At 65.6% G+C, this 25,445-nt stretch carries 21 protein-coding genes and 1 tRNA gene; 8 read left to right on the top strand and 14 right to left on the bottom strand.

Annotated elements, in window-relative coordinates; all coding sequences use genetic code 11:
* From EN745_RS01615 to EN745_RS01645, 7 genes are all read right to left on the bottom strand, one after another.
* A partial coding sequence (locus EN745_RS01615) for an FAD-dependent oxidoreductase (RefSeq protein WP_348630936.1) occupies positions 1-633 on the bottom strand: 633 nt, incomplete at its 3' end.
* 174 nt (positions 634-807) lie between these two features.
* Positions 808-1,638: an ATP-binding cassette domain-containing protein gene (locus EN745_RS01620; protein ID WP_127420357.1), complete on the bottom strand. Its 831-nt coding sequence runs from the start codon at positions 1,636-1,638 to the stop codon at positions 808-810.
* Complete coding sequence (locus EN745_RS01625) at positions 1,631-2,521, bottom strand: ABC transporter ATP-binding protein (RefSeq protein WP_127420358.1); 891 nt, start codon at positions 2,519-2,521, stop codon at positions 1,631-1,633. The genes EN745_RS01620 and EN745_RS01625 overlap by 8 nt, the downstream gene beginning before the upstream one ends.
* Positions 2,518-3,366 carry an ABC transporter permease gene (locus tag EN745_RS01630; RefSeq protein WP_126056727.1) on the bottom strand — a complete coding sequence of 283 codons (849 nt, stop codon included), beginning with the start codon at positions 3,364-3,366 and terminating at the stop codon, positions 2,518-2,520. Before EN745_RS01630 ends, EN745_RS01625 begins: the two co-directional genes overlap by 4 nt.
* A complete protein-coding gene (locus EN745_RS01635) occupies positions 3,359-4,366 on the bottom strand; it encodes an ABC transporter permease (protein ID WP_127406329.1) in 1,008 nt (335 codons plus the stop codon). Before EN745_RS01635 ends, EN745_RS01630 begins: the two co-directional genes overlap by 8 nt.
* Positions 4,367-4,436: 70 nt before the next feature.
* The gene (locus EN745_RS01640; protein ID WP_127420359.1) at positions 4,437-5,963 is read right to left on the bottom strand and encodes an ABC transporter substrate-binding protein; all 1,527 of its coding nucleotides are present in this window, start codon (positions 5,961-5,963) and stop codon (positions 4,437-4,439) included.
* A 109-nt stretch (positions 5,964-6,072) separates the two neighbouring features.
* Complete coding sequence (locus EN745_RS01645) at positions 6,073-7,647, bottom strand: NAD(P)/FAD-dependent oxidoreductase (protein ID WP_127420360.1); 1,575 nt, start codon at positions 7,645-7,647, stop codon at positions 6,073-6,075.
* 119 nt (positions 7,648-7,766) lie between these two features.
* Here EN745_RS01645 and EN745_RS01650 point away from each other — a divergent pair, with 119 nt between their 5' ends.
* The 5 genes from EN745_RS01650 to EN745_RS01675 all read left to right on the top strand — a co-directional run bounded on the left by EN745_RS01650 (position 7,767) and on the right by EN745_RS01675 (position 14,686).
* On the top strand, positions 7,767-8,558 hold the full coding sequence (locus tag EN745_RS01650) for a cyclase family protein (RefSeq protein ID WP_127405262.1): 792 nt from the start codon (positions 7,767-7,769) through the stop codon (positions 8,556-8,558).
* Between the two features lie 310 nt (positions 8,559-8,868).
* Positions 8,869-10,440, top strand: coding sequence for an NAD(P)/FAD-dependent oxidoreductase (locus EN745_RS01660; RefSeq protein WP_127405264.1), 1,572 nt, complete (start codon positions 8,869-8,871; stop codon positions 10,438-10,440).
* Positions 10,440-10,922, top strand: a complete 483-nt coding sequence (locus EN745_RS01665; RefSeq protein ID WP_127420361.1) for a MarR family transcriptional regulator — start codon at positions 10,440-10,442, stop codon at positions 10,920-10,922. Before EN745_RS01660 ends, EN745_RS01665 begins: the two co-directional genes overlap by 1 nt.
* Positions 10,923-10,971: 49 nt before the next feature.
* Positions 10,972-13,125, top strand: coding sequence for an indolepyruvate ferredoxin oxidoreductase subunit alpha (locus tag EN745_RS01670; RefSeq protein ID WP_127405266.1), 2,154 nt, complete (start codon positions 10,972-10,974; stop codon positions 13,123-13,125).
* Positions 13,118-14,686, top strand: coding sequence for an indolepyruvate oxidoreductase subunit beta family protein (locus tag EN745_RS01675; protein ID WP_127420362.1), 1,569 nt, complete (start codon positions 13,118-13,120; stop codon positions 14,684-14,686). Before EN745_RS01670 ends, EN745_RS01675 begins: the two co-directional genes overlap by 8 nt.
* A gap of 122 nt (positions 14,687-14,808) precedes the next feature.
* On the opposite strand, the gene EN745_RS01680 is transcribed toward EN745_RS01675, so the two are convergent.
* A tRNA-Thr gene (locus tag EN745_RS01680) sits at positions 14,809-14,884 on the bottom strand.
* A gap of 354 nt (positions 14,885-15,238) precedes the next feature.
* On the opposite strand from EN745_RS01680, the gene EN745_RS01685 reads away from it, so the two are divergent.
* Positions 15,239-16,423 carry a hypothetical protein gene (locus tag EN745_RS01685; protein WP_127420363.1) on the top strand — a complete coding sequence of 395 codons (1,185 nt, stop codon included), beginning with the start codon at positions 15,239-15,241 and terminating at the stop codon, positions 16,421-16,423.
* Between the two features lie 12 nt (positions 16,424-16,435).
* Here EN745_RS01685 and EN745_RS01690 read toward each other — a convergent pair whose 3' ends face one another.
* Together EN745_RS01690 and EN745_RS01695 are read right to left on the bottom strand one after the other, a co-directional pair.
* Positions 16,436-18,037: a cisplatin damage response ATP-dependent DNA ligase gene (locus EN745_RS01690; RefSeq protein WP_127420364.1), complete on the bottom strand. Its 1,602-nt coding sequence runs from the start codon at positions 18,035-18,037 to the stop codon at positions 16,436-16,438.
* Position 18,038: 1 nt separating this feature from the next.
* The gene (locus EN745_RS01695; protein WP_127420365.1) at positions 18,039-19,049 is read right to left on the bottom strand and encodes a ligase-associated DNA damage response exonuclease; all 1,011 of its coding nucleotides are present in this window, start codon (positions 19,047-19,049) and stop codon (positions 18,039-18,041) included.
* Positions 19,050-19,155: 106 nt separating this feature from the next.
* Here EN745_RS01695 and EN745_RS01700 point away from each other — a divergent pair, with 106 nt between their 5' ends.
* Together EN745_RS01700 and EN745_RS01705 are read left to right on the top strand one after the other, a co-directional pair.
* Positions 19,156-20,088 (top strand): methyltransferase domain-containing protein, encoded by a 933-nt coding sequence (locus EN745_RS01700; protein ID WP_127420366.1) that lies wholly within the window; start codon positions 19,156-19,158, stop codon positions 20,086-20,088.
* 108 nt (positions 20,089-20,196) lie between these two features.
* Complete coding sequence (locus EN745_RS01705) at positions 20,197-20,571, top strand: hypothetical protein (RefSeq protein WP_127420367.1); 375 nt, start codon at positions 20,197-20,199, stop codon at positions 20,569-20,571.
* A 4-nt stretch (positions 20,572-20,575) separates the two neighbouring features.
* Here the strand turns inward: EN745_RS01705 and EN745_RS01710 are convergent, their stop codons facing one another.
* Genes EN745_RS01710 through EN745_RS01725 form a run of 4 tightly spaced genes read right to left on the bottom strand, consistent with a single transcriptional unit; the run spans position 20,576 to position 25,427 of the window.
* Positions 20,576-21,517: a glyoxylate/hydroxypyruvate reductase A gene (locus EN745_RS01710; RefSeq protein ID WP_127420379.1), complete on the bottom strand. Its 942-nt coding sequence runs from the start codon at positions 21,515-21,517 to the stop codon at positions 20,576-20,578.
* A 48-nt stretch (positions 21,518-21,565) separates the two neighbouring features.
* Positions 21,566-23,194 (bottom strand): ABC transporter ATP-binding protein, encoded by a 1,629-nt coding sequence (locus tag EN745_RS01715; RefSeq protein ID WP_127420368.1) that lies wholly within the window; start codon positions 23,192-23,194, stop codon positions 21,566-21,568.
* Positions 23,191-24,330 carry an ABC transporter permease gene (locus tag EN745_RS01720; protein WP_127420369.1) on the bottom strand — a complete coding sequence of 380 codons (1,140 nt, stop codon included), beginning with the start codon at positions 24,328-24,330 and terminating at the stop codon, positions 23,191-23,193. The genes EN745_RS01715 and EN745_RS01720 overlap by 4 nt, the downstream gene beginning before the upstream one ends.
* On the bottom strand, positions 24,330-25,427 hold the full coding sequence (locus tag EN745_RS01725) for a microcin C ABC transporter permease YejB (RefSeq protein WP_127420370.1): 1,098 nt from the start codon (positions 25,425-25,427) through the stop codon (positions 24,330-24,332). The genes EN745_RS01720 and EN745_RS01725 overlap by 1 nt, the downstream gene beginning before the upstream one ends.
* Positions 25,428-25,445 lie beyond the last annotated feature (18 nt).

Consider the following 25,445-nt stretch of genomic DNA (forward strand, 5'->3'; position numbering starts at 1 on the left):
CCCCCATGTCTGTTCGCTGCATTCGACAATGAAGGTCGCGGTCTCGCTGTCGAACTGGTAGGCATGCGCCCACACGCAGCCGTGTTCGGTCTTCTCGAAGATGAAGGTGAAGGCGTCGTCGAACTTCTGGTTGGTGCCGAGCCAGACGAACTTGCATTTGCGGGTGTCGATATCGGGCTTGAAGATTTCGGCGAAGGCCGCGCGAGACCTGGAGTTCAACCCGTCCGCAGCGACCACCAGTTCGTGCGTTTCCATGAACGGCCTCGGATCGGCTATCTCGGTTTCGAACTCCAGTTTGATGCCGAGCTCATGTGCGCGCCGCTGCAAAAGTATCAGGAGCCGCTTGCGGCCGATGCCGCAGAAGCCGTGGCCGGAGGAGACAGTGCGCACGCCGTCATGGATGACGGCGATATCGTCCCAATACGCGAAATGCTTCTTGATCCAGACCGCGCTGACCGGATCGTTGCGGCTGAGGTTATCGAGCGTCTCGGCCGACAGCACCACGCCCCAGCCGAACGTGTCGTCGGCGCGGTTGCGCTCGAACACCGTCACCTCATGCGCGGCGTCGCGCAGCTTCATCGAGATGGCAAAGTAGAGCCCGGCCGGTCCGCCGCCGAGAACCGCAACCTTCATGCCTGCGATCTCCTCTTCGCTTCCGGGCCGCCATGTGCCACGGCGGTCCCACCAACAGTATCGCGCGGGAGCGAAATTATTTCAAGCTTGAAGTTTCATGATTGAATAATTCCTCGATTGGCGGTCGGAGTTGCTACGCACCTCCGAGATTCGGGTGCCGATAGCTGAGTTCCCTCAGGCCGGCGCCCTCGCAGGCAGCCGCAGCCAGTCCGCGTCGATCTCGGGGAGCGGAATGGCGGCGAGCAGGTCGCGCGTGTAGGCCTCCTTCGGATTTTCGAACAGCGCGTCGGTGGCGCTGGCCTCGACGATCCTGCCTTCGCGCATGACGATGACCTGCTGGCAGAGCCGCCTTATCACCGACAAATCATGGCTGATGAAGGCCACAGTCAGCCCCATTTCGGCCGCGAGCCTTTCGAGCAGGGTCAGGATCTGCGCCTGCGTCGACACGTCGAGGCCGGAGACGATCTCGTCGGCCAGCACGAATTTCGGCGACAGTGCCAGTGCTCGCGCAATGCCGACGCGCTGGCGCTGGCCGCCTGACAATTGATGGCGGTAGCGGCTGGCAAAGCTTTGCGGCAGGCCGACGCGCTGCAAGGCTTCCGCCACGCGCTCCTTCAACCTGTCGCCGAGGCCGTTCTGCCTCAGCGGCGCGGCGATGATGTTGAAGATCGTATGCCGTGGGTTGAGCGATGACATCGGGTCCTGGAAGATCATCTGCAGGTCGCGGCGCAGCGGCCGAAGCCCGGCTTCCGAGAGGTGGCTGATGTCACGGCCTTCGAAGCTGATCGAGCCGGCGCTGGGCTCCAGCAGCCGCACCAGTGCACGGCCGAGCGTCGACTTGCCCGAACCGGACTCGCCGACGATACCGGTCACCGATCCCTTCGGCAGATCGAAATCGAGCCCTTTCAGGATCTCGGCCAGCGGCGCGCGGCCGACCAGTGGCTTGCGCGTCATGTCGGGCAGCGCCACCTTCAGCCCGCGCACCGAAAACAGCGGCTCAGCCATGGCCCGGCCTCCAGGCTTTGTCGGCATCCGCGATCTCGGCGGCAAGTCCCGCAAGCACGGTTTCGTCCACCGGCTTCAGTGATGCGAAGGGATCGGTGTAGCGCGGCGTCGCCGCGATCAGCGCCCGCGTGTACGGATGCCGGGGTGCTGCGAAGAGCTCGGCGGTCTCGGCTTCCTCGACCACCTTGCCGGCATAAAGCACCGAGACTTTCTGGCTGATTTTGGCGACGACGCCAAGATCGTGGGTGACGAACAGGATCGCCGTGCCGTGGTCGCGCTGCAGTTGCGCGATCAGCCGCAGGATCTGCTTCTGCACCGTCACGTCGAGCGCCGTCGTCGGCTCGTCGGCGACGATCAGCCTCGGCTCGGCGGCGAAGGCGGCGGCGATCAGCACGCGCTGGCGCATGCCGCCGGAGAGTTCGTGCGGATAGCTTCTCAGCACGCGCTCGGGGTCGCGGATATGCACCTCGTCGAGCAACTGGCGGATGCGTTGATCGGCCCGCTCGCCGCTCCAGCCCAGGATGCGCACCAGCCGGTCGGTCGTCTGCGGGCCTATGCGGCGCGACGGGTTGAGTGCGGTGAGTGGATCCTGCGGGATCAACGCCGTCCGGGCGCCGATCAAATTGCGGCGCGCCCTGAGCTGCAGGACACCAAGGTCCTCCCCCTCCAGCCGCATCTCGCCTTCAATCACGCGCACGCTGGATGGCAGGACGCCAAGCGCCGCCTTGCCGATCATCGTCTTGCCGGCGCCGCTCTCGCCGACCAGCGCGCGCACTTCGCCCGGCTGGACGGACAGCGACACCGAGCGCAGCACGCGCTGGCCGTTGGGCAGCACGGCGCTGAGCGAGCGGATTTCGAGGCAGGGTTTCACGGCCGCGCTCATCGCAGCACCGGATCGAAACGCGCCTTCAGCGCCTCGCCGAACTGGCTGAAGGACAGCACGGTCAGGATCAGCGTGACCAGCGGGAACACCAGCACCCACCAGGCCTGGTGGATCGACAGCCGGCCCTCGGCGATGATGCCGCCCCAGGTCGGATCGTCGGTCGATATCGACAAATTGACGAAGGACAGGATCGCCTCGACGATGACGGCGATGCCCATCTCCAGCGACAGCAGCGCGACGATCGACGGCAGCACATTGGGCAGCACCTCGCGCAGCATGATGCCAATGCGGCCATAGCCGGCGATGCGCGCGCTTTCGACGTAGTCCATGCGCGCCTGGCTCATAGCTTCGGCACGGATCACCCGGCAGAAGCGCGTCCAGTCGATGACCGCGATGGCGATGATGACGGAGCTGAGGCCGGTGCCCAGCACCGCCACCAGAAGGATGGCGAACAGCACGGGCGGGAAGGCCATCCAGATGTCGACGACGCGCGAGATGATGCGGTCGGCCCAGCCGCCGAAATAGCCGGCGATCAGCCCCAGTGCCGAGCCGACCAGGCAGGCGGCCGAAGCGGCGGCGAAGGCGACGATGAAGGCGATGCGGCCGCCGAAGATCAATCGTGAGAGCAGATCGCGGCCAAGGCTGTCGGTGCCCAGCCAATAGCCGGGTTCGGCGCCATCCAGCCAGAAGGGCGGCAGCCGCTCCAGCATCAGGTCCTGCGCCAGCGGGTCCTGCGGCGCAATCAGCGGCGCGAAGATGGCCGCCAGCAACGCCAGTAAAAGCCAGCCGCCGGCCAGCCAAAGCTTCGGGCTCAAACCGCTTCGGGAGATGCGTGCCTCATCCATGGCGCAGCCTCGGATTAAGCAGCGCGTACATCATGTCGACGGCGAGGTTGATCAGCACGAAGAGCAGCGCAAAGACCAGCACGATGCCCTGGATCAGCGGCAGGTCGCGGTTGATGACGGCGTCGATCGCCATGTTGCCGAGGCCCTCGTAGGAGAACAGCCGCTCGACGATGACCGTGCCGCCGATGAGGAAGGTGAACTGCACGCCGACCAGCGTCAGCGTCGGCAGCGCAGCGTTTTTCAGCGCTTCGCGCAGGATGACCTGCGTCTCCGAAAAGCCCTTCACGCGCGCCAGCACGACATAGTCGAGGTCGAGCACCTCCTTCAGCGACTGTTTCAGCAATTGCGCGATGATCGCGGCCAGCGGCAGCGCCAGCGCCACGGCCGGCATCAGCATGTGCTTGAGCAGGTCCCAGGTGAGATCGAAGCGGAGTCGAAGCAAGCTCTCGATGAGATAGAACTGGGTGACGAAGGGCAGGTCGAGTTGCGGCGACACCCGGCCGGAAATGTCGAACACCGGGACAAGCACGCCGAACAGCAGGATCAGCACCAGCCCCCACAGGAAATCGGGGATGGAGAGCGCGGTGCCGCTGGCGATGTCGATGCCGGCCTCGAATGCCGTGCCGCGCTCGCGCGCCCCGAGGATCGCCGCCGTGCCGCCGATGGCCACCGCCATCAGAAGCGCCACGGTCGCAAGCTCCAGCGTCGCCGGCAGCCGGTCTAAGACCAGCCCCAGCACATCCTGCCGCAGCGATATCGAGGTGCCGAAATCGCCGCGCAGGACGCCGCCGAGCCAGATGAAGAACTGCTGCACGATGGTCTTGTCGAGCCCGTAGAGCGCCCGCAGCCGCGCGATGTCCTCGTCGCTGGCGCCGGGCGGCAGCATCATCGCGATCGGGTCGCCGGGCGCGAGCCGGATGACGACGAAGACGACGACGGCGACGCCGAACAGCGTGACCAGCATCGTCAGCAGGCGAACGAGGAATCTTTGCAGTAGCATCGGCCTGTATGCCCGGATGAAAAAATGCGCGCCGTCTTCGCGACGGCGCGCGGCAATCCAAGGCCGATGATCAGGCCGGGGTCATCAGCGCCGGCAGCAAGGCACCCGACACATGCTGCACCACATTGACGCCCTTGGCGTGCACGATCGGCTGCGCATACTGCATCAGCGGCAGTACATAGGCCTGTTCGGCGACGTATTTGTCGACCGCCTTCCAGCCGGCGATGCGCTTTGCCTCGTCCTTCTCGCCCCATAGCGGGTTGATCATGTCGATCAGGTCCTGACTGTCCCACACCGAATGCGGGCTCGGGCCGTACATGGCAAAGCCGGTCGACGTCGTCGGATCACCGATGGCGTTGCCCCAATTGTAGAAGGCCGCCGGCGCCAGCTTGTCGGCGGCGCGCAGCTCATAGTGCTTGGCGATTTCATAGACCTCGATCGTCGCCTCGATGCCGACCTTGCGCCACATGCCGACGATGGCCTGGATCATCTCATAGTCCTTGGGCTTGAAGCCCTTGGTCGTCTGGATCGTGAACTTGACCGGCTTTTCCGGCGAATAGCCGGAAGCGGCGAGCAGTTGCTTGGCCTTTTCCGGATTGTGCTCGACCTTGATCGAGGCATCGAAGGCCGCGTATTCCGGCGTCTCCAGCGTGGCGATCGGCTGGCCGTAGCCGCGCAGCAGCCGCTTGACCAGAAGCTCCTTGTCCACCGCCATGACGGCTGCCTGGCGGACATTTTTGTCCAGCATCGCCTCGATGTCGTTGAAGAAGATCATGCCGATGTCGGAGACGTTCTTGATTGAGCCGGCGAGCCCGTCTTTGGCGATCAGCCGGTCATACTCCTCATAGGGGATTTCAAGCGTCACCTGCGAGGAGCCGGATTCGATCTCGGCGACGCGGCTCGCCGCGTCGGTGACGAACTTGATCGTCACGTTCTCGAAGGCCGGCTTGCTGCCCCAGTAGTTCGGATTGGCCTTCAGCCGCAGGAAGGCGTTGCGCTCGAACTTGTCGACCATGTAGGGGCCGGTGCCGATCGGCGCCTTCTCGAAGCCCTCGGCGCCGACCTTCTCGTAATAGGCCTTCGGCATGATGTAGCCGGTCAGGAATGACATCCATTTGAAATAGACCGGGTCGAACTGCACCACATCGCCGGTGATCTTGTTGCCGTCGATCTTGAAATTGTTGACGTTCTTCCAGACGAACTGGATCGGGTTGCCGGTCTTCTCGTCGCCGGCCCGCTGCAGCGACCAGACCACGTCCTCAGGCGTGAACGGCGAGCCGTCATGCCACTTCACGCCCTCGCGCACCGTCATCGCCACCTTGGTGCGGTCCTCGTTCCAGCCCCATTCGGTGAGCAGGCCGGGCGTGAAGGACAGGTCCGGCTTCTGCGGGATGAACTGGTCGAACACCGACTGGTAGAGACCCTGGATGGTCGGATTGACCGCCGAGGGCCCGGTCGTCGGGTCCCAGGACGGCAAATTGACGTTGTAGGCGATGGTCAGCTCTCCAGCCGCCCTGGCTGCCTTTGGCAGGCCGAGAGCGGTCGCGCCGATCGCCGCCGCGCCGTATCCGAGCAAGTCACGTCTGCTGATGGTCATGGTCGTTCCCCTTGGTTGTATTTCTTCGCGCGGCAGTGTCATCGTCGTTGGGTTCAGGCTCCTTGGGCAACCGCGCCTTGCCCCCTGCATCCCGGAAAGATCGTCGCACCTACCTCCCGCCTAGCTGTTCAGCGAGCATGAAGCCCGAGGCGGCGCCGGTGCCGGCGCCGGGCCATGTCGCGGCGCCGGTGAGGTAGAAGTTTGAGACCGGCGTGTTCCAGCCGGCGTAGCCACGGGCCGGGCGGAAAAGAAAATTCTGCGCCAGATGATGGCTGCCGCAGATCTGGTCGCCGCCGACGAGGTTCGGGTTCTCGCGCTCGAGATCGAGCGGCGAGAAGACGGCGCGGCCGAGGATTTTTTGGCCCAGGCCCGGCGCGTAACTCTCGATGATCTCGAGCACGCGCTCGGCATAGGCGTCCTTGATCGCGTCCCACGGACCAGGCTCGATCCTGCCGGCCGCGTCGCCGAGGACTTCGGCCGGCAGCATGCGCACCTGCACCCACAGCACATGCTTGCCTGCGGGCGCGCGGGAGGGATCGACGGCCGTCGGCTGGCCGATGACCAGCACCGGCGGGGCCGGCAAAATGCCCGCTGTCGCCTGCTGGTAGGTGCGCGACATGGCGTCGAGCGACGGCGACAGATGCACATAGGCGAACTGACGCAGCTCGGCCCCGGCGCTCCAGTCGGGCAGGTCGTCCAGCGCCAGGTGGATCATCATCGTGCCTGGCGCGTAACGGAATTTCTTCATCGTCGCGTCGAAGCCGGCATCGCCCGAACCGTCGGGCAGAAGCTTGCCCGGCAGCGCCTTCGGCGCGACGCCAGCGATGACCGCCTTGCTGGCGACATGGAAATCCCCGGACGCGAGCCGCACGCCGGTCGCCCGGCCGCCGGCGACCGTGATCTCGGCGACCTCGGCGCCGGTTGCGATCTTGCCGGCAGCCGCCGTCACCATGCCGGCAAGCGCGCGGATCATGGTGTCGGCGCCGCCCTTGCCCAGCACCATGCCGAAACTCTGGTTGGCCATCGATTCCAGATAGGGGAACACGGCGCCGCCGGCGATGTCCGGCGCGAAGTCGAGATGCATGCCCCAGGCGGCGAGCGTCGCGCGCACATGCGGCGTCTCGAAGTTTTCTTCGAGCCACGCGCGGGGCGAGGAGAGCAGCAGTCGGCCGGTGTCGAGCGCGCCGGCAACGCCCTTCTTGCGCCAGAGCTTCCAGGCCGTGCCGGCCAGCGCACGGGTGCTCATCGGCGAGCCCAGCAGCCGGAACAGATGCTCGGCTTCGCCCGGAAAGGCGGCGACAAGACGCCGCCAAGTATCGGCGTCCGCTGCGGAGAAGGCGGCCAGCCGCGCGGCGGTCTTCTCCAGGTCGTTGCTGACGCCGAACCATTTGCCGTCCGGGAAGGCGCTGGCGAAACAGTCCGCCACCGGAGCGAATTCCAGCCCCTGGTTTTTCAATTCATTTGCATATTTCCGGTGGAAGGCTGAGCCGGCGAACAGGCTCAGATTCATCGCGCCGAAATCGTGGCGGAAGCCGGGTAAGGTGAATTCGCGGGTTTGCACCGCGCCGCCGATTGCCGCACTGCGTTCAAAAACGGCTGTTTTCCAGCCTTTGCGCGCCAGATGCGCGGCGCATGCCAGACTGTTGTGGCCCGCCCCGACAAAGATGGCGTCGAACTCGCTCACGCCTCGCCCCAAAATGCTTTATGCTTAAAGATAATTGCAGATGCATATGTTTTCGTCTAGTAGGATATTAAGGGCCGCAACGAGCCTCGATCTTCATCGACAAAGAGGGAACTGAGACCATGGACACGCAAAAACTCCTCGGCGAGGTCGCCGGCCAGCTGCTTTCGGGCGCCATCCGCGTGGTCGACCTGTCGGCGCCGCTCGGGCCGAACACGCCGCTGATCAAGCTGCCGCCGGAGCTCGCCGTCGACACGCCGAAGGTCGAGATCCACGCCATCTCCAAATATGACAAGAACGGGCCGTGGTGGGCCTGGAACTGGCTGAAGCTCGGCGAGCATTCGGGCACGCATTTCGATGCGCCGCAGCACTGGATCACCGGCAAGGACTATCCGGACGGCGCCACCGACACCATTCCGGCGCAGAATTTCGTCGGCCCGGTCAATGTCATCGACTGCTCGACGGAATCGGCCGCCGACCACGATTTCCTGCTCACCGTCGACCACATCAAGGCCTGGGAAGCCAAGCATGGCGCCATCAATGCCGGCGAGTGGGTGGTGATGCGCACCGACTGGTACAAGCGCAACGGCTCGGAAGCCGCTTTCCTCAACGCCAACGAAACCGGCCCGCACACGCCGGGCCCGACGGCGGAAGCCATCCAGTTCCTGATCGGCAAGGACATCAAGGGCTGGGGCTCGGAGACCATCGGCACCGATGCCGGCAAGGCCGGCGGCATGGAGCCGCCGTTCCCGGCGCACACGCTGATGCACAAGGCCAACCGCTATGGTCTGGCCAGCCTCTGCAACCTCGACCAGCTGCCGCCGAAAGGCGCGATCCTGATCGCCGCGCCGCTCAAGATCGAGCATGGCACCGGCAGCCCGATCCGCGCCCTGGCGCTGGTGCCGGGCAAATAGGGCGAGGTGGCGGTCTTCGGGAGAAGATCATGCTCGCAGGCAATGTCGTGATGATGAAGTCGAGACGGCCGTCTTGGAGCGTCAGCGCTCTGCGGCGCCCCCCTCTGTCCTGCCGGGCATCTCCCCCACTTGGGGGGAGATTGGCAGTTTCGGCGCCCCGCTCAACCCTGCAACGAGGACAATTCGCGAAAGCCGTGATGCAAGCTGATCTCCCCCCTTGTGGGGGAGATGCCCGGCAGGGCAGAGGGGGGCGCGCAGGAACGCGGCTTTGCGCGATTGACCTTCAACTGCCAGCACCCGGGAGCATCCAATGAACGCCCCCGACCACATCATCGTCGGCAGCGGCATCAACGCCCTCGTATGCGCGGCGATGCTGGGCGGCAAGGGGGCGAAGGTGCTCATGCTGGAGCGCAACGACCGCATCGGCGGCTGCATGCGCACCGAGGAGATCACCGCGCCCGGCTTCGTCCATGACGTGATGGCGACGACCTTCGTGCTGTTCATCACCTCGCCGGCCTTTGCAGCCCTTGGCAAGGACCTGGCGCGGCATGGGTTGGAATTCTGCCACACCGCGACCCCGACCGGCGTGCTGAGGCCCGACGGCAGCCATGCCGTGCTCAGCACCGACCGCGCCGCCAACATCGCGGCGCTCAACAAGGTCGCCTCGGGCGACGGCGACCGCCACGGCAACGATGTCGGTGGCGTCGAACGCAATGCCGGCCTGCTGTTCGGCCTGCTCGGCGGCGTCTTGTGGTCCTATCCGACGACCAAGCTGCTCACCGGCGAAGCCTGGCGGCGCGGGCCGCGCAACCTTGCCGCCTTCCTCGGCGAGGCGCTGGCGCCGGCGCGCGGCTGGCTGGAGACGGCCTACACATCCGAGACGATCCGTGCGCTCTGGGCGCCCTGGGTGCTGCATGCCGGCCTCGGGCCGGAAGACGCCTTTTCCGGTCAGATCGCCAAGGTCATTGCGTTTGCGCTGGAGGCTGCCGGCGCGCCGATCGTCAAGGGCGGCGCGAAGAACCTGCTCGCCGCCTTCGAGGCGCTGATCAAGGAGCGCGGCGGCGTGATCTCCACCGACGCGGACGTCGCCTCCATCATCCTCGAAGGCGGCCGCGCCACCGGTGTGCGGCTGGCCTCTGGCGAAACGGTGCACGCAAAAAAGAGCGTCATCTGCTCGGTCACGCCGACCCAGCTTTATGGCCGCCTGCTCGGCAGGGATGCGCCGGAAGCGGCTGTCGATGCGACGCGCGAATATCGCTACGGCAAGGGCAACTTCCAGATCCACTATGCCTTGAGCAAGCCGCCGGCCTGGCCCGGCGAGGGGCTGGACAAGGTGGCGTTGCTGCATCTGACGCCCGGCCTCGACGGCGTCTCCAAAGCCTGCAACGAAGCGCTGCGCGGCCTGCTGCCGGAAGTGCCGACCATCTGCGTCGGCCAGCCGCACGCGCTCGATCCGTCGCGTTGCCCGGCGGGCAAGGCGATCCTCTGGCTGCAGCTGCCCGAGTCGCCGCGCCACATCAAGGGCGATGCCGCCGGCAAGCTCGCGGCTCCGGCGGACGGGCAATGGACCGCCGAGCTGCGCGAGGCCTATGCCGACCGCGTCGAAGCGATCCTCGCCAACCACATCGACGGCTTCAGCGGCAGTGTGATCGCGCGTCGTGCCTATTCGCCGGCCGACCTCGAAGCGATGAACATCAACCTGGTCGGCGGCGATCCCTATGGCGGCTCGTCGACCATCGACCAGGCCTTCCTGTGGCGGCCGTTCAAGGCAAGCCGCAACCATGCGACCGGCATCAAGAACCTCTACCACATCGGCGCCTCGACCCATCCGGGCGCCGGGCTTGGCGGCGGCTCCGGCTACCTGCTGGCGGGGAGGCTGTGATGGAGGAGAAGGTCCAGCAGAAGCGCCAGCGCATCTCGACCCTGGGCGAGATCGGCCTGCAGCAATTCGCGCCCTACCTGATGAACCGCATCATGGGCCGCTACAACGCCACGCTGCGCGAGGATTTCCGCAAGCAGGGCCTGACCATTCCGCAGGTCCGCACGCTGGCCGTGCTGTCGGTGACCGACGGCGTCACCGTCAATGACCTCTCGGTCTACACGGTGATCGAGCAGTCGACCTTGAGCCGGACGCTCGACACGCTTGAGGGGCAGGGCCTGGTGCGGCGTGAACAGGGTGTCTCCGACAGCCGTTTCCGCCACGTGTTCCTGACCGACGACGGGCGGGCCCTGTTCACCCGCGCGTGGCCGGCCATGCACGATGCCTTCGAGGCCATGTTCGACGGCGTCGACGGCGCCGAATACGCCGCGCTGATCGCGATCCTGCAGAAGATGCTGAAGAACATCCGCAAGCACGACATTTGAGTTTGACGTACGCGCCGCCGGATGCCGGCGGCAACTGAAGGAGGCCACAATGGCCGAACGGTCTTTTGCCAAGGAAGTCGAAAAGCTCCGCCTCGGCGCCGGCCAGGAGTTTGCCGGCGAGGGCATTCTCGCCATCACCAAGGCGCTGCTGCAATGCGGCGTCGGCTATGTCGGCGGCTACCAGGGTGCGCCGATCAGCCACTTGATGGACGTGCTCGCCGACGCTCAGGACATTCTCGGAGAGCTCGGCGTGCATTTCGAGGCAAGCGCCTCGGAAGCCACCGCCACCGCCATGCTCGCGGCCTCGGTGCACTACCCGATCCGTGGGGCCGCCACCTTCAAGTCGACGGTCGGCACCAATGTCGCCTCCGATGCGCTGGCCAACCTGGCGTCGGGCGGCGTCACCGGCGGGGCGCTGATCATCGTCGGCGAAGATTACGGCGAGGGTTCCTCGATCATGCAGGAGCGCAGCCACGCCTTCGCCATGAAGAGCCAGGTCTGGCTGCTCGATCCGCGGCCGAACCTGCCCTCGATCGTCAAGGCGGTCGAGGACGGCTTCGAGCTGTCGGAGGCCTCCAACACGCCTGTCATGCTGCAGGTGCGCATCCGCTGCTGCCACGTCCACGGCCACTTCATCGCCAAGGACAACAAGCGCCCGCCAATGTCGGTGGCCGATGCGCTGGAAGCGCCGCGCCGCGATACCGGTCGCATCGTGCTGCCGCCCGCTTCCTTCCTGCACGAGAAGGAAAAGGTCGCCAAGCGCTGGCCGGCGGCGGTCGACTTCATCAGGAGCCGCAAGATCAACGAGATCTTCGGCTCCGATCACGGCTCGGTCGGCATCGTCATGCAGGGCGGCATGTACAATTCGGTCATCCGCGCGCTGCAGCGGCTCGGCCTCGCCGACACCTATGGCGACACCGACGTGTCGCTCTATGTGCTGAACGCCGTCTATCCGCTGGTCGACGACGAATTCCTCGCCTTCTGCGAAGGCAAGCAGGCGGTTCTGGTCGTGGAGGAGGGCCAGCCCAACTACATCGAGCAGGCCCTCGCGGCTATGCTGCACAAGGCCGGCCGCGGCACCAGGCTGGTCGGCAAGGAGCATTTGCCGATGGCCGGCGAATACACCGGTCAGGTCATGCTCGACGGCATCGGCTCCTTCCTGCGGGCCAACGCTCCGCACCTGCTGCCGGGCGAGGTGAGGGCGCCGAACAGGCTCGGCGAAGGCATCGACACCGCCGATCTCGTCAATGTCGTTCCCGGCCGCCCGCCAGGCTTCTGCATCGGCTGTCCCGAGCGGCCGATCTTTGCCGCGACCAAGCTGGTCGAGCAGGAGCTCGGCAAGCACCACATCGCCTCCGATATCGGCTGCCACCTGTTCTCGATCATGCCGCCCTTCGAGCTCGGCGCCACCACCATGGGCTATGGGCTGGGTCCGGCCTCGGCCTCCGCGTTCAATTCGCCCGACGCCAAGCGCCGCTCAATCTCTTTCGTTGGTGACGGCGGCTTCTGGCACAACGGCCTGACCTCCTCGATCGGCAACGCGGTCTTCAACAAGAACGACGGCGTCATCGTCATCGTTGACAACTTTTACTCGGCCGCCACCGGCGGCCAGGACATCTTGTCCTCCCGTGCGAGCAACAGGACGAAATCGACCAAGCATCCGATCACCGAGGCGGTGAAAGGCATGGGCGTCAAGTGGCTGCGCCACATCGATCGCACCTACGATGTCGGCAAGATGCAGGCGACGCTCCGTGAGGCGCTGACTACCGAGGAGACGGGTCCTAAGGTCATCGTCGCGTCGTCCGAATGCATGCTGAACCGCCAGCGCCGCGAGAAGCCGCTGGTCGACAAGGCAATCAAGGGCGGCGAGCGGGTCGTGAAGCCGAAGTTCGGCGTCGACGAAGACATCTGCACCGGCGACCACGCCTGCATGCGGCTCTCCGGCTGTCCGTCGCTGTCGGTGAAGTCGCTCGACGATCCGCTGCGCGACGATCCGGTGGCATCGATCGACCAGAACTGCGTCGGCTGCGGTAATTGCGGCGAGGTGGCGGACGCCGCCGTGCTCTGCCCGTCCTTCTACCGTGCCGATGTGGTCCACAACCCCGGCCGCTGGGACTGCTTCCTGGAAAGCGCGCGTCGCGCCATGATCGGCCTTTTGCAGCGCCGCCGCGAAAGCCGTCGGCTGGTGTTCGCCGATGCTTGACGAGAACACAGCCTCGCGCCCGAGGACGGACGCCGCCGGTGACGAGCGGGTGATAAAACTCGCCGTGCTTGCCGTTGGCGGCCAGGGCGGCGGCGTGCTCGCCGACTGGATCACCGACGTCGCGGAGCGCAGCGGCTATATCGCCCAGTCAACCTCAGTGGCGGGCGTCGCCCAGCGTACCGGCGCGACGATCTATTACATCGAGATGGCCCGCGACACCGGCCGGCTGCCGGTCTTCGCGCTGTCGCCGTCGCAGGGCGATGTCGACATACTGATCGCCGCCGAGCTGATGGAGGCCGGTCGCGCCATCATCCGCGGCTTCGTCACGCCCGAGCGCACGACGCTGATCGCTTCCTCGCACCGCATCGCCGCCGTGTCGGAAAAGATCGAGCCCGGCGACGGCCGCGCCTCGTCCGAGAAGGTGCACGCGACGGCGCAAGCCGCGGCCAGGCGATTCATCGCCTTCGACATGGAAAAGATCGCCGCCGAGAATGGCACCATGATCTCGGCCAGCCTGCTCGGCGCGCTGGCCGGTTCCGATGCGCTGCCCTTTGCGCGGGACAACTATGAGCAGGCGATCGGCGCCGGCGGCCGCGGCGTCAAAGCCAGCCTCGCCGCCTTCGCCGCCGCTTACGATCGCACGCGCGGCATCGCGGCTGCACCGGCAGGCGAGCAGGCGGCGAAACATGCCGTCACCGAAGCCAAGTCAACGGCGAAGGTCCGTGGACCGGAAATCTTGCTGAAAGGCTGGCAGGAGCTGGCCGCCCGCGTTGGTGCCTTGCCAAAGCCGGCGCGCGACATGGCCGAACGCGGCCTGAAAAAAGTCGTCGACTACCAGGACATCGCCTATGGCGGCGAGTATCTCGACCGGCTGGACAAGGCCGTCGCGCTGGATGGCCCGGAACACGCCTACGCGCTGTCGATCGCCGCGGCGAAACATCTCGCCAACGCCATGTGCTACGACGACATGATCCGCGTCGCCGATCTGAAGACCCGTTCAACCCGCGACAGGCGCGTGCGCAAGGAGGTCGGCGTCAAGGACGGAACGGTCCTGCAGGTCACCGAGTATTTCCATCCGCGCATCGAGGAGTTCTGCGGCACGCTGCCGGCGGGGCTGGGCAGCTACATCGAGGACCGGCCGAAGCTTGCCGCTTTCCTCGACCGCCGCATCAACCGCGGCCGCCGCATCCGCACCGACAGCTTCACCGGCTTCGCAATGCTGTGGTTCATCGGCGGCCTGCGCCGCTGGCGCCGCCGCCTGCTGCGCCACAAGGTCGAGATGGAGCATCTGGAGCGCTGGTACGAACTGGCGCTCGTCCACGCCCGCGAAGATTACGTGCTTGGCACGGAAATCCTGAACTGCCGCAGGCTGATCAAGGGATACAGCGACACCCACGCCCGCGCCCAGTCAAAGTTCGACCGCGTGCTTTCGGCGCTCACCATGCTCAAGGGCCGCGATGATGCGGCCGACTGGATCCGCCGGCTGCGAGAAGCGGCGCTGAAGGACGAGAAAGGCGACATGCTCGATGGCGCGCTGAAGACGGTGGCGACGCTGGGATAAGGGATGCAGCGTCGCAAGCTATCCCGGAAGAAAACCTGGTTTGCGGCGCGATCCAGGGCCGCGACAATGATCGAGATGCCTCGAGCGTTTTTGTCGCAGGGAATGGGAACCCGGGGGGAAACTGGTGCCGCTTGCGTGACTCGAACACGCGACCCCATCATTACGAATGATGTGCTCTACCAACTGAGCTAAAGCGGCCCGGGAAGCGCTAGGCCTCCAAGATGGGCTGGGTGATAGACTCAACCCGCCGCGAATTCAAGATGGCTTGCGGCGAATTCAAATAACCAACCGCGAATTCGAGCCGGAACCCGGCAATTCGTGTTGTGCTGATCCGGGCTGGAAGGATCTGTCCAGACGATGCGCCGCATGCCGAAACGCCGTATTGGGCGGTCGGTGTGGGACGGCCTCGGCGAAATATGTTGATTTCCTTGTAAAAAACCGCCGAAATCGGGTTTGTCCGGGCGCGCCGCGCAGAATGCGGCCGCCGGCCCGTTGATTGATTGGCCGCCTGCCGCTAACGATCATGGCAGGAAACGTGCAGAGGGATTTGGCTTGGACGCGATCGAAAAAGCGATCCGCAACGCCTTCGAGAAGGGCAATGCCGAGGACCGCGTCTTTCGCGAGCGGGTCTATCGTTCGGCCTTTGCCGCGCTCGACCGCGTTCTGCAGGCCAATCCCAACGTGACCGTGGAATTGGCCATCAAGCGCCGCAAGGCGGTGCAGGCCAAGATCGCCGAGATCGAATCGGAGTTCCTGCCGGCGGTTCCCGATGTCGCCGCGTTGGACGAGAGCGCCACGCCGGCGGCGGCCTCTGAAATCGCCGTGCCAGCCGAGACCGCCGCGCCGGCGCCCACGGTGGAACCGCCGACGCAAGCCACACCTGCCCAGCCATCGCCTGCGATCGTGGTCGACGGGCCGATGCAGTCTTCGGCCGCCGATGCGCCGCGCTCGCGTGTGCTGCCTGTCGTGCCCGACATCATGCCGGGCGACCTTCCCGACGCCCCGACTCTCGATACGCCTGCATCCGCCGCGGCGGAAGACGGCGAGGCGGAGGTCGCGCCAGATCGCGACGAGCGTCGGATCAGGGGGCGGCGCCTGCCGTTGACGGCGATCTTCCTCGGCGTGACGCTGCTGGCGGCCGCCGGTATCGGTATCTACTTCGCCAAGGAGACCGGCGTCTTCAAGACCGCGGCCGAGCTCGACACCGGCCCGCCCCAGGCGCCGCCGACGGTCGAGGACGACGAGGCGGCCGAGCCGCCCGCCGGGTCGCCGGAAAAGCAGGGCGACGCCGCGCAGCAGCGCGAGTGGATCAATGTCTTCTCACCTGCGGACCCGACCCATGTCGCGGCACCGGCCGATGCCAAGGCCGAGGTGATGCAGGACGACACCGGCTCATTCCTGCGCATCCGCTCCGGCGCGTCAGGCTCGGCCATCGCCTTTGACGTCGGCCAGGGCGTGCTGGAAAAGCTGGTCGGCAAGCATGCCATGTTCGACATCGTCGCGCGCTCGGAAGAGGGCAAGGAGACGCAGATCTCGGTCGACTGCAATTTCGGCGAGCTCGGTGATTGCGGCCGCAAGCGTTATGCGGTCGGGCACGAGCGCAACGAGTATCTGTTCGACGTCCAGTTCCCGGACAAGCATCCGGGCGCGGCCGGCACCATCGCCGTCAACTCCGACTTCGACAAGCAGGGCAAGTCGGTCGACATCTATGAGATCCGCGTCTCAATCGCGCAGTAATGTCGATTGCAGCTAGCGGTCGAGCAGCGCCTGCAGCGTCTCGATGCGGTCGGCCTCGGCCGCGGGCTTGTCCCAGCGCAGCCGCGAAATGCGCGGAAAGCGCATGGCGACGCCCGATTTGTGCCGGGTCGAGCGGTTGAGCCCCTCGAACGCCACCTCCAGTACCAGGCCGTTGTCGCGGTCGGCCCGCACCGAGCGCACCGGGCCGAAGCGCTCGACCGTGTTGTCGCGGACATATTTGTCGATTTGCTTCAGCTCCTCGTCGGTGAAGCCGAAATAGGCCTTGCCGACGGGCACCAGTTCCTCGGACCCTTCCGTGCCTGACCAGACGCCGAACGTGTAATCGGAGTAGAAACTGGAGCGCTTGCCATGGCCGCGCTGTGCATACATCAGCACCGCATCGACCGTGTGCGGATCGCGCTTCCACTTGAACCACGGACCCTTCGGCCGCCCGGCTAGATAGGGCGAATCCCAACGCTTCAGCATCACCCCTTCGATGATCGGATGCGGCGGCGCCTGCCGCAGTTGTTCGAGCGCCTGCCAGTCGGGGAATTCGACCAGCGGCGAAAGGTCGAAACGGCTGGGGTCGAGGGTGCCGATGAAGGCCTCGAGGCGAGCCCGTCTTTCGCGGAAGGGCAGCGTGCGCAAATCCTCGCCGCCGATCTGCAGCGCGTCGTAGCAGCGCATGAACGCTGGATATTGCTGCTGGATCTTCTGCGACACGCTCTTGCGGTTCAGCCGCTGCTGCAGGTCCGAAAACGTGCCGGTCGCCTGGCGGGGGTCGCCGACCAGCAGTTCGCCGTCGAGCGCCGCTTCGAAAGCCATTGCCGTGGCAAGATCCGGGAAGGCACCGGAGACGTCGTCGCCGGTGCGCGAATAGAGCCGGCGGATGCCACCCTCGCACACCGCCTGGACGCGGATGCCGTCCCATTTCCATTCGGCCGCATAGTCGGCCGGATCGAGCTTTTCGAGATCGCCGTCGCCGACAGGGTTGGCCAGCATCACCGGACTGAACAGGGCAAGCGCGGTCCGCTCCGGCTTGCCGGCCTTGCCTTCAAGCCAGGCGAACAGCGTGGTGTATGGCGGCGTCAGGCCGTGCCACAGCTCCTCGATTTCGGTGACGTCGACCTTGCCGAGATCGGCCAGCGCCTGTTTTGCCAGCCGCGCCGACACGCCGATGCGCAGGCCGCCGGTCACCAGCTTGATGATGGCAAAGCGAGCCGAAATGCTGGCGCTGTCGAGCAGCCTCGCCAGCACCTGCGGCCCGTCGGAGCGGCTCGCCGCCTGCAGTCTGCCGACCACCTCGGCCAGCGTCGGCGCATGGTTCGAGATATTTCCGGGTGCTTGCGGCCAGACCAGCGACACCGTCGCGGCGAGGTCACCGACATAGTCGTAGGAATAGCCGAACAGCACAGGGTCCATGCGCTCGACGACCAGCGCCCGCAGCATCGCCGGCTTGACCGCCGCGATCGACAGGTCCCCGGTTATCGCGGCGAGCGCCAGCCCGCGGTCGGGGTCTTCGACGCTGCGGAAATAGTCGGTCAGCAGCGTCAGCTTGCCGTTGCGCGACGGCGTCAGCACGAGGCGATCGAGGAGTTCGGCGAAGCGGTTCAACTCAATCGCCCTCGTCCTCATAGCCGACAAGATGCAGCGGCCGCGCCGTGATACCTTCCAACTCGCACCAGCGCACCAGCGCCTCCTCGCGGCCATGGGTCACCCAGATTTCCGCCGCGCCCGTCTCCTTGATCGTGGCGGTCAGCTCGTCCCAGTCGGCGTGGTCGGAGATGATCAGCGGCAATTCGACCCCGCCCTGCTTGGCGCGCTGGCGGATGCGCATCCAGCCCGAGGCGAAGCAGGAGATCGGGTCGGGAAAGCGCCGCGCCCAGCGGTCGGCGAAGGCCGCCGGCGGGCCGACGACGATGGCGCCCGCGAAATAGTCTTTGCCGCCGCTGTCGACCGTTGCTGGGTCGAGCTGGCCGAGGTCGATGCCCTGGCTCTGGTAATATTCGCTCAGCTTCGCCAGCGCGCCATGAATATAGATCGGCCTGTCGTAGCCGCAGTCGCGCAAGAGCCGCATGACGCGCTGTGCCTTGCCGAGCGCATAGGCGCCGATCAGGTGCGAGCGCTCCGGAAACTGCGCCGCCGATTTCAGCAGCCGGGCGATCTCCTTGGTGTCCGGCGGATGGCGGAACACCGGCAGGCCGAAGGTCGCCTCGGTGATGAAGACGTCGCATAGGACCGGCTCGAACGGCTCGCAAGTGGCATCCTTCTGGCGCTTGTAGTCGCCGGAGGCGACGATGCGCAGGCCGCGATGCTCGACCGCGATCTGCGCCGAGCCCAGCACATGGCCCGCCGGATGGAAAGTGACCGACACGCCGTTGAGGTCGATCGTCTCGCCGAGAACGGCGGCCTGCGTGGTCCCGGCAAAATCCTCGCCATAGCGCAACGCCATGATGTCGAGCGTCTGCCGGGTCGCGAGCACCGAGCCGTGGCCGGAGCGCGCATGGTCGGAGTGGCCGTGCGTGATCAGCGCGCGTTCCACCGGCCGCACCGGGTCGATGAAGAAATCGCCGGGCGGGCAGTAGAGGCCCTCGGGGCGGGGCTTGAGCAGGTCGCTGGCGCGCATGGCTTCAAGATAGTGGCTAAATCCGGCGCGGGAAGCCTGTTGCCAGAGACTGCTGACTCATCCTACAGCCAGCCGCCGGTCCGATCGCCGGTGGGATCCTTGCACCATGAAACCGTTCCAGGCCTCGTCCGGCGACCTGACCGCCGACCGCCGCGCCGACTTCGCCGAGATGCTCGGCGCCTCCGGCGATCCCACTGCTGCGGCGGAGCTGCTGCTTGGTGCGCTGGAGCTGGCGCCGCAATGGTCGGCCGGCTGGTTCCGCCTCGGCGAGATGCAGGAAGCCGCCGGCCAGCCCGATCAGGCCGCGCAGGCCTGGGCGATGGCGTTGCGGCTGGAGCCTGCGGACCGGCTGGGCGCCGCGCTGAAGCTGCAACTCGCCGGCAAGGCGCCGACGGCCGCGGCTCCGCCCAGCGCTTTCGTCGAGACGCTGTTCGACCACTATGCCGAGAGCTTCGAGGACATGCTCGTCAACAAGCTCGGCTACCGGATGCCCGAATTACTCGACCAGGCCATTCGATCGGTCCGGCCAGGGCGCTTATCGCTGGCACTCGATCTCGGCTGCGGGACCGGCCTGATGGGCGAAAGGGTGCGGCCGATCGCCGACCGGCTCGAGGGCTACGACATCTCCGCCGCCATGCTGCGGAAGGCGCGGGCCAAAGGCGTCTACGACCGACTCGTCAAGGCCGACCTGCAGGATCTTGTCTACGCCGGTCCCAAAGCCGGCCTCGTGGTCGCGGCCGACGTCTTCATCTATGTCGGCGCGCTTGAGGGCATTGTGAGGACAGTCGCCGGCATGCTTGCCGAGGATGGGTTGTTTGCGTTCTCTGTCGAGACGCTGGCCGACACGGAACCGGCCGGCGGCGATAGCTTCGCGCTGCGGCCGTCACGCCGCTACGCGCATTCCGAGGCCTATGTGCGGATCGTCCTGGCCGCTAACGGACTTTCCGTCCGGTGGCTTCAACGCACGGTCATCCGGCACGACCGCCGCGAGCCAATAGATGGCCTGGCCGTGGTGGCGGGCAAATCACCAACGCTGTGATCCCCCTCTGTCCCCGCCGAGTCCCCGCCGAGCTCCGTTTGCTGCGAAAAAGCCCGAATCGCGTGTCGGGGTTGCGCTGGGCGGATACCGAAAAGAGAGGAAGATACCATGCGCTGGAAGATCATGGTTTTGGCCTCGTGCCTGGCAACGGCCGGCTGCGTCGGCGGCACCTCGATGTCGGAACGCCAGGACGAGGACGTGCAGTCCTCGCTGCAATACGACAACGTGCCTTGCGATCAGCTGATTGCCCAGCGCAACGCCCTGGCCGAGCAAAGCCAACTGCCGACAACGGCCAAGACGACCTTCTCCAATCCGGCCATGGGCTTCGGCCCGTTCACACCGGATATGCGTTCGAAGGCCAGGCGCGATGCCGACAAGGCGGCAGGCCAGATCGACGCCATGAACCGATCGATCGAACGCCGGGACTGCGGCAAGCCGGCGAAGAAGAACAAGTTCGAGCTGCCCGGGTCAGAACCTTCCTGAGGATTTAGTAGCCGGCCTCGCGGTCGACGACATTGTCGAGCTTCTCGCCGCGCTCGTACGCCGCCATCTGCCGCAGCATGATCGGCACCAGATGCACGGGATCCGAGGTCGCCGCCGCATGCGGCGTCACGAACACTTTCGGATGCGCCCATAGCGGGCTGGTCTTCGGCAACGGCTCGACCTCGAACACGTCGAGGCTCGCCTCCTTCAGCGTGCCGTCGTCCAGCGCGCGCAGGATGTCGGCGTCCTTCTGCAGGCGTCCGCGTCCGGCATTGATCAGCACCGAGCCGCCGAGGCCGTTGCGCCTGCGCAGCTCCTTCAGGAGACTGTAGCTGACGATGCCTTGCGTCTGGGCCGTCAGCGGCAATAGCACCACCAATATGTCGGTGGCGTTGAGGAAGGGGATCAGCCCGGCCTCGCCCGCATAGGTGGAAACACCTTTCATCGGCCGCTCGGTGCGCGACCAGCCATTGACCGCGAAGCCGAGCGACAGCAACACCGATGCCGCGGCGCGGCCGAGATTGCCGAGCCCCATGATGCCGACCGAGATGTCGCCGGCCGGGCGCTGCGGCGGCTCGTGCCAGGTCTTCTTCTTCTGCTGCGCCTGATAGAGCATGCCCTGGCGGTGATGGTCGAGCACGCGCCAAACCACGTACTCGGTCATGTATTGGGTGAGGTTGTCGGCGACTACCTTGACGATCGGCACGTCGGGCAGGCCGGGATCGGCGAAGATGTGGTCGACGCCGGCGCCGATCGAGAAGATGGCGCGCAGATTGGGCAGGGACGAAAGTAGATTGGCCTTCTGCTTCCACACCACCGCATAGGTGATCGAAGGATCGCTGGCGCCGTCCGGCTCCAGCACCACCTCGCGCTCGGCCGAGAGCAGCTCGCGCCAACGCTGCGGATGAAAGCCGGTGACGGCAAGCAGGACGCGGCCCTTTTCCATGTGCGGATTTTTCTTCCCAGTCATTTCAGTTCTGGCCTTGGGCTCAACCTATTCGCTGACCACACCGGTCGGTGCCGTCTCGATCCGGAATGCGGCCGAGATCAGCGCCCGAGTATAGTCCGTTTGCGGGCTGCCAAAAATCTGTTCTGACGGCCCGGTTTCGACGATCTGGCCATTGCGCATGACGATGACGTCGTTGGCAAGCGCGCGGATGACTTTCAGGTCGTGGCTGATGAACAGATAGGCGAGATCATGCTTGACCTGCAGGTTGCGCAACAGGTCGACGACCTGCGCCTGCACGCTCATGTCGAGGGCCGAGGTCGGCTCGTCCAGCATGACGAAGCGCGGGTTGAGCACCATGGCGCGGGCGATCGCCACGCGCTGGCGCTGGCCGCCGGAGAATTCGTGCGGGTAGCGGTTGCGCGTCTCGGGATCGAGACCGACCTCTTTCAGCACGTCGACGACCTTGTCGTCGCGCTGGTCGGGCGTGAGCTTCGGCTCGTGGATCTTAAGCCCTTCCTCGATGATCTCGGCGATCGACATGCGCGGGCTGAGCGAGCCGAATGGATCCTGGAAGACGATCTGCAACTCGCGCCGGAGCGGCCGCATGGCATTGAAGGAGAGCTGGTTGATGTCGCGCCCGTCGAACTGGATGGTTCCGGTCGACGAGATCATCCTGGCCAGCGCCAGCCCAAGCGTCGTCTTGCCCGAGCCGGATTCGCCGACCACGCCGAGCGTCTGGCCGGCGCGCACGGTGACGTCGATGCCGTCCACCGCCTTCACATTGTCGACGGTGCGGCGGAAGAAGCCGCGCCTGATCGGGAACCAGACCTTGATGTCCTTCCCCGTCATCACCGCCTTGGCGTCCGCGTTGGCGGCAGGCGGCTTGCCTTTGGGCTCGGCCGCCAGCAAGTGCTTGGTATAGGCATGCTGCGGGTTGGCGAAGATGTCCTTGGTCGGGCCGCTCTCGACGATCTTGCCCTTGGTCATCACGCAGACTCGGTCGGCGATCTTCCGGACGATGCCGAGATCATGGGTGATGAACAGCATCGACATGCCCTTGCGGGCTTTCAGTTTGGCTAGCAGTTCGAGGATCTGCGCCTGCACGGTGACGTCGAGCGCGGTCGTCGGCTCGTCGGCAATCAAAAGCTCCGGCTCGTTGGCCAGCGCCATGGCGATCATGACGCGCTGGCGCTGGCCGCCGGACAGCTGGTGCGGATAGGCGTCGAGTCGCTTTTCCGGCTCGCGGATGCCGACCTCGTTGAGCAGTTCCAGCGTGCGGGCGCGGGCCTGCCGGTCGCCAAGCCCCTGGTGCAGCTTCAGCACCTCGACGATCTGCTGCTCAATCGTATGCAGCGGATTGAGCGAGGTCATCGGCTCCTGGAAGATCATGGTGATCTTGTTGCCGCGCACGCGCCTCAGCGCCCGCTCGTCCATGGACAACAGGTCGGCGCCCTGGAACAGGATCCGACCCGACGGGTGGCTGGCTGTCGGATAGGGCAGCAGTTTCAGCACCGACAGCGCCGAGACCGACTTGCCGGAACCGGACTCGCCGACCAGCGCCACCGTCTCGCCCTTGGCGATGTCGAAGGCGATATGGTCGACGGCCAGCGACTGCTTGCCGCCTTGCGCGAAGGCAACGCTCAAATCGCGAATGGAAAGCAGGGGCTCGCTCATTTGAACGTCTTGCGCGGATCGAAGGCGTCGCGCGTCGCCTCGCCGACGAAGACCAGCAGCGACAACATCAGCGAGATGACGATGAAGGCGGAGATGCCGAGCCACGGCGCGTTGAGGTTGCGCTGCGCCTGTTTCAGCATTTCGCCGAGCGAGGCCGAGCCCGGCGGCAGGCCGAAGCCGAGATAGTCGAGCGAGGTCAATGTCGAGATCGAGCCTGAAAGCAGGAAGGGCAGGAAGGTCAGCGTCGCCACCATGGCGTTGGGCAGAAGGTGGCGGAACATGATGGTCAGGTTGGGCACGCCAAGAGCGCGCGCGGCGTTGACATATTCGAAGTTGCGGGCGCGCAGGAACTCGGCCCTGACCACGCCCACCAGCGCCACCCAGGAGAACAAGAGCATCAGGCCGAGCAGGATGAAGAAGCCGGGCGGCAGGATGGCGGCCACGATGAGGAGCAGATAAAGCACCGGGATCGCCGACCAGATCTCGATGAAGCGCTGGAACAGAAGGTCGGTCCAGCCGCCGAAATAGCCCTGCATGGCGCCGGCCGCCACGCCGACCAGCGACGACCCCACCGTCAGGATCAGGCCGAACAGGACGGAGATCCTGAAGCCGTAGATAAGCCGCGCCAGCACGTCCCGCGCCTGGTCGTCGGTACCCAGCCAGTTCCAGTTGCCGACCGAGCAGTCCGGATCGGCGGCGCCTTGCGGGTATTGATTGCAGAGCGTCTTCTTGTCGTAGAGCCAGGACGGCTTGGTCGGTGCCGCCTCGGGAATGGCGTTGTTGACCGTCTGGTAGGAGTAGCGCACCGGCGGCCAGATCATCCAGCCATTGGCGTTGATCTCGTCCTGGATGACGGGGTCGCGATAATCGGTAACGGCATAAAAGCCGCCGAATTTCTCTTCCGGATAGGCGATCAGCACCGGAAACAGGATCTCGCCCTTGTAGGAGGCGATGATAGGCTTGTCGTTGGCGATGAACTCGGAAAACAGCGACAGCACGAACAGGATGAGAAAGATCCACAACGACCAGAAGCCGCGCCGGTTCGACTTGAAGTTCTGCAGGCGCCGCCGGTTGAGCGGCGACAGCCAGGGGCGGGCGATGCGGGGGGGCGTCGTTCCGGCAGCGGCTTCCGCCATCAGACGTCCCTCCGCTCGAAATCGATGCGCGGATCGACCCAGGTGTAGATCAGGTCGGACAGAAGATTGATGAACAGGCCGAGCAGCGAGAAAATGTAGAGGTTGGCGAACACCACCGGATAGTCGCGGTCGACGACGGACTTGAAGCCGAGCAGCCCGAGGCCGTCGAGCGAGAAGATGTTCTCGATCAACAGCGACCCGGTGAAGAAGGCCGAGATGAAGGCGCCTGGAAAGCCGGCGATGACAATCAGCATGGCGTTGCGGAAGACGTGGCCGTAGAGCACCTTGCGCTCCGACAGGCCCTTGGCGCGCGCCGTCACCACATACTGCTTGCGGATCTCTTCCAGGAACGAGTTCTTGGTGAGCAGCGTCGTGGTGGCGAAAGCCGACAGCACGAGCGCCGTCAGCGGCAGGGTCATGTGCCAGAAATAGTCGACGATCTTGTCCGGCCAGGACAACTGGTCCCAATTGTCCGAAACGATGCCGCGCAGCGGGAACCAGTCCCAGAACGAGCCGCCGGCAAACAGCACCATCAACAGGATGCCGAACAGGAAGCCGGGGATGGCATACCCGACGATCACCACGCCGCTGGTCCAGACGTCGAAGGTAGAGCCGTCCTGGACCGCCTTGCGGATGCCGAGCGGGATCGAGATCAGGTAGGACAAAAGCGTGATCCACAGGCCGATGGAGATCGACACCGGCATCTTTTCCAGGATGAGGTTGAGCACCGAGATGTCGCGGAAATAGCTGTCGCCGAAGTCGAAGCGGGCATAGTTCCACAGCATCATGCCGAAGCGTTCGAGCGGCGGCTTGTCGAAGCCGAACTGCTGTTCCAATTTCTTGATGAATTCGGGATCGAGCCCCTGGGCGCCGCGGTATTTCGAGCTGACGTCGCCGGCCACATCGACATTGCCGCCGCCACCGGCATCGCCGCCACCGCCGCCAAGGCGATCGGTGCCGCCCTGGTTGGTGAGCCTGGCGATCACCTGCTCCACCGGCCCACCGGGCGCAAACTGGATAACGGCGAAAGAGATCGCCATGATGCCGAACAGGGTCGGGATCATCAGAAGGATGCGGCGCAGTATGTAAGCGCCCATCAGGCCGCCCGTCCTGTG

Source organism: Mesorhizobium sp. M4A.F.Ca.ET.022.05.2.1, assembly GCF_003998845.1.
GTDB lineage: Bacteria > Pseudomonadota > Alphaproteobacteria > Rhizobiales > Rhizobiaceae > Mesorhizobium.

Bases quoted from the DNA above. Each gene is read 5' to 3' on its own strand.
- EN745_RS01620 (WP_127420357.1), bottom strand. From the start codon at position 1,638: ATGGCTGAGCCGCTGTTTTCGGTGCGCGGGCTGAAGGTGGCGCTGCCC.
- EN745_RS01625 (WP_127420358.1), bottom strand. From the start codon at position 2,521: ATGAGCGCGGCCGTGAAACCCTGCCTCGAAATCCGCTCGCTCAGCGCC.
- EN745_RS01630 (WP_126056727.1), bottom strand. From the start codon at position 3,366: ATGGATGAGGCACGCATCTCCCGAAGCGGTTTGAGCCCGAAGCTTTGG.
- EN745_RS01635 (WP_127406329.1), bottom strand. From the start codon at position 4,366: ATGCTACTGCAAAGATTCCTCGTTCGCCTGCTGACGATGCTGGTCACG.
- EN745_RS01640 (WP_127420359.1), bottom strand. From the start codon at position 5,963: ATGACCATCAGCAGACGTGACTTGCTCGGATACGGCGCGGCGGCGATC.
- EN745_RS01650 (WP_127405262.1), top strand. From the start codon at position 7,767: ATGGACACGCAAAAACTCCTCGGCGAGGTCGCCGGCCAGCTGCTTTCG.
- EN745_RS01660 (WP_127405264.1), top strand. From the start codon at position 8,869: ATGAACGCCCCCGACCACATCATCGTCGGCAGCGGCATCAACGCCCTC.
- EN745_RS01665 (WP_127420361.1), top strand. From the start codon at position 10,440: ATGGAGGAGAAGGTCCAGCAGAAGCGCCAGCGCATCTCGACCCTGGGC.
- EN745_RS01670 (WP_127405266.1), top strand. From the start codon at position 10,972: ATGGCCGAACGGTCTTTTGCCAAGGAAGTCGAAAAGCTCCGCCTCGGC.
- EN745_RS01675 (WP_127420362.1), top strand. From the start codon at position 13,118: ATGCTTGACGAGAACACAGCCTCGCGCCCGAGGACGGACGCCGCCGGT.
- EN745_RS01695 (WP_127420365.1), bottom strand. From the start codon at position 19,049: ATGCGCGCCAGCGACCTGCTCAAGCCCCGCCCCGAGGGCCTCTACTGC.
- EN745_RS01700 (WP_127420366.1), top strand. From the start codon at position 19,156: ATGAAACCGTTCCAGGCCTCGTCCGGCGACCTGACCGCCGACCGCCGC.
- EN745_RS01705 (WP_127420367.1), top strand. From the start codon at position 20,197: ATGCGCTGGAAGATCATGGTTTTGGCCTCGTGCCTGGCAACGGCCGGC.
- EN745_RS01710 (WP_127420379.1), bottom strand. From the start codon at position 21,517: ATGGAAAAGGGCCGCGTCCTGCTTGCCGTCACCGGCTTTCATCCGCAG.
- EN745_RS01715 (WP_127420368.1), bottom strand. From the start codon at position 23,194: ATGAGCGAGCCCCTGCTTTCCATTCGCGATTTGAGCGTTGCCTTCGCG.
- EN745_RS01720 (WP_127420369.1), bottom strand. From the start codon at position 24,330: ATGGCGGAAGCCGCTGCCGGAACGACGCCCCCCCGCATCGCCCGCCCC.
- EN745_RS01725 (WP_127420370.1), bottom strand. From the start codon at position 25,427: ATGGGCGCTTACATACTGCGCCGCATCCTTCTGATGATCCCGACCCTG.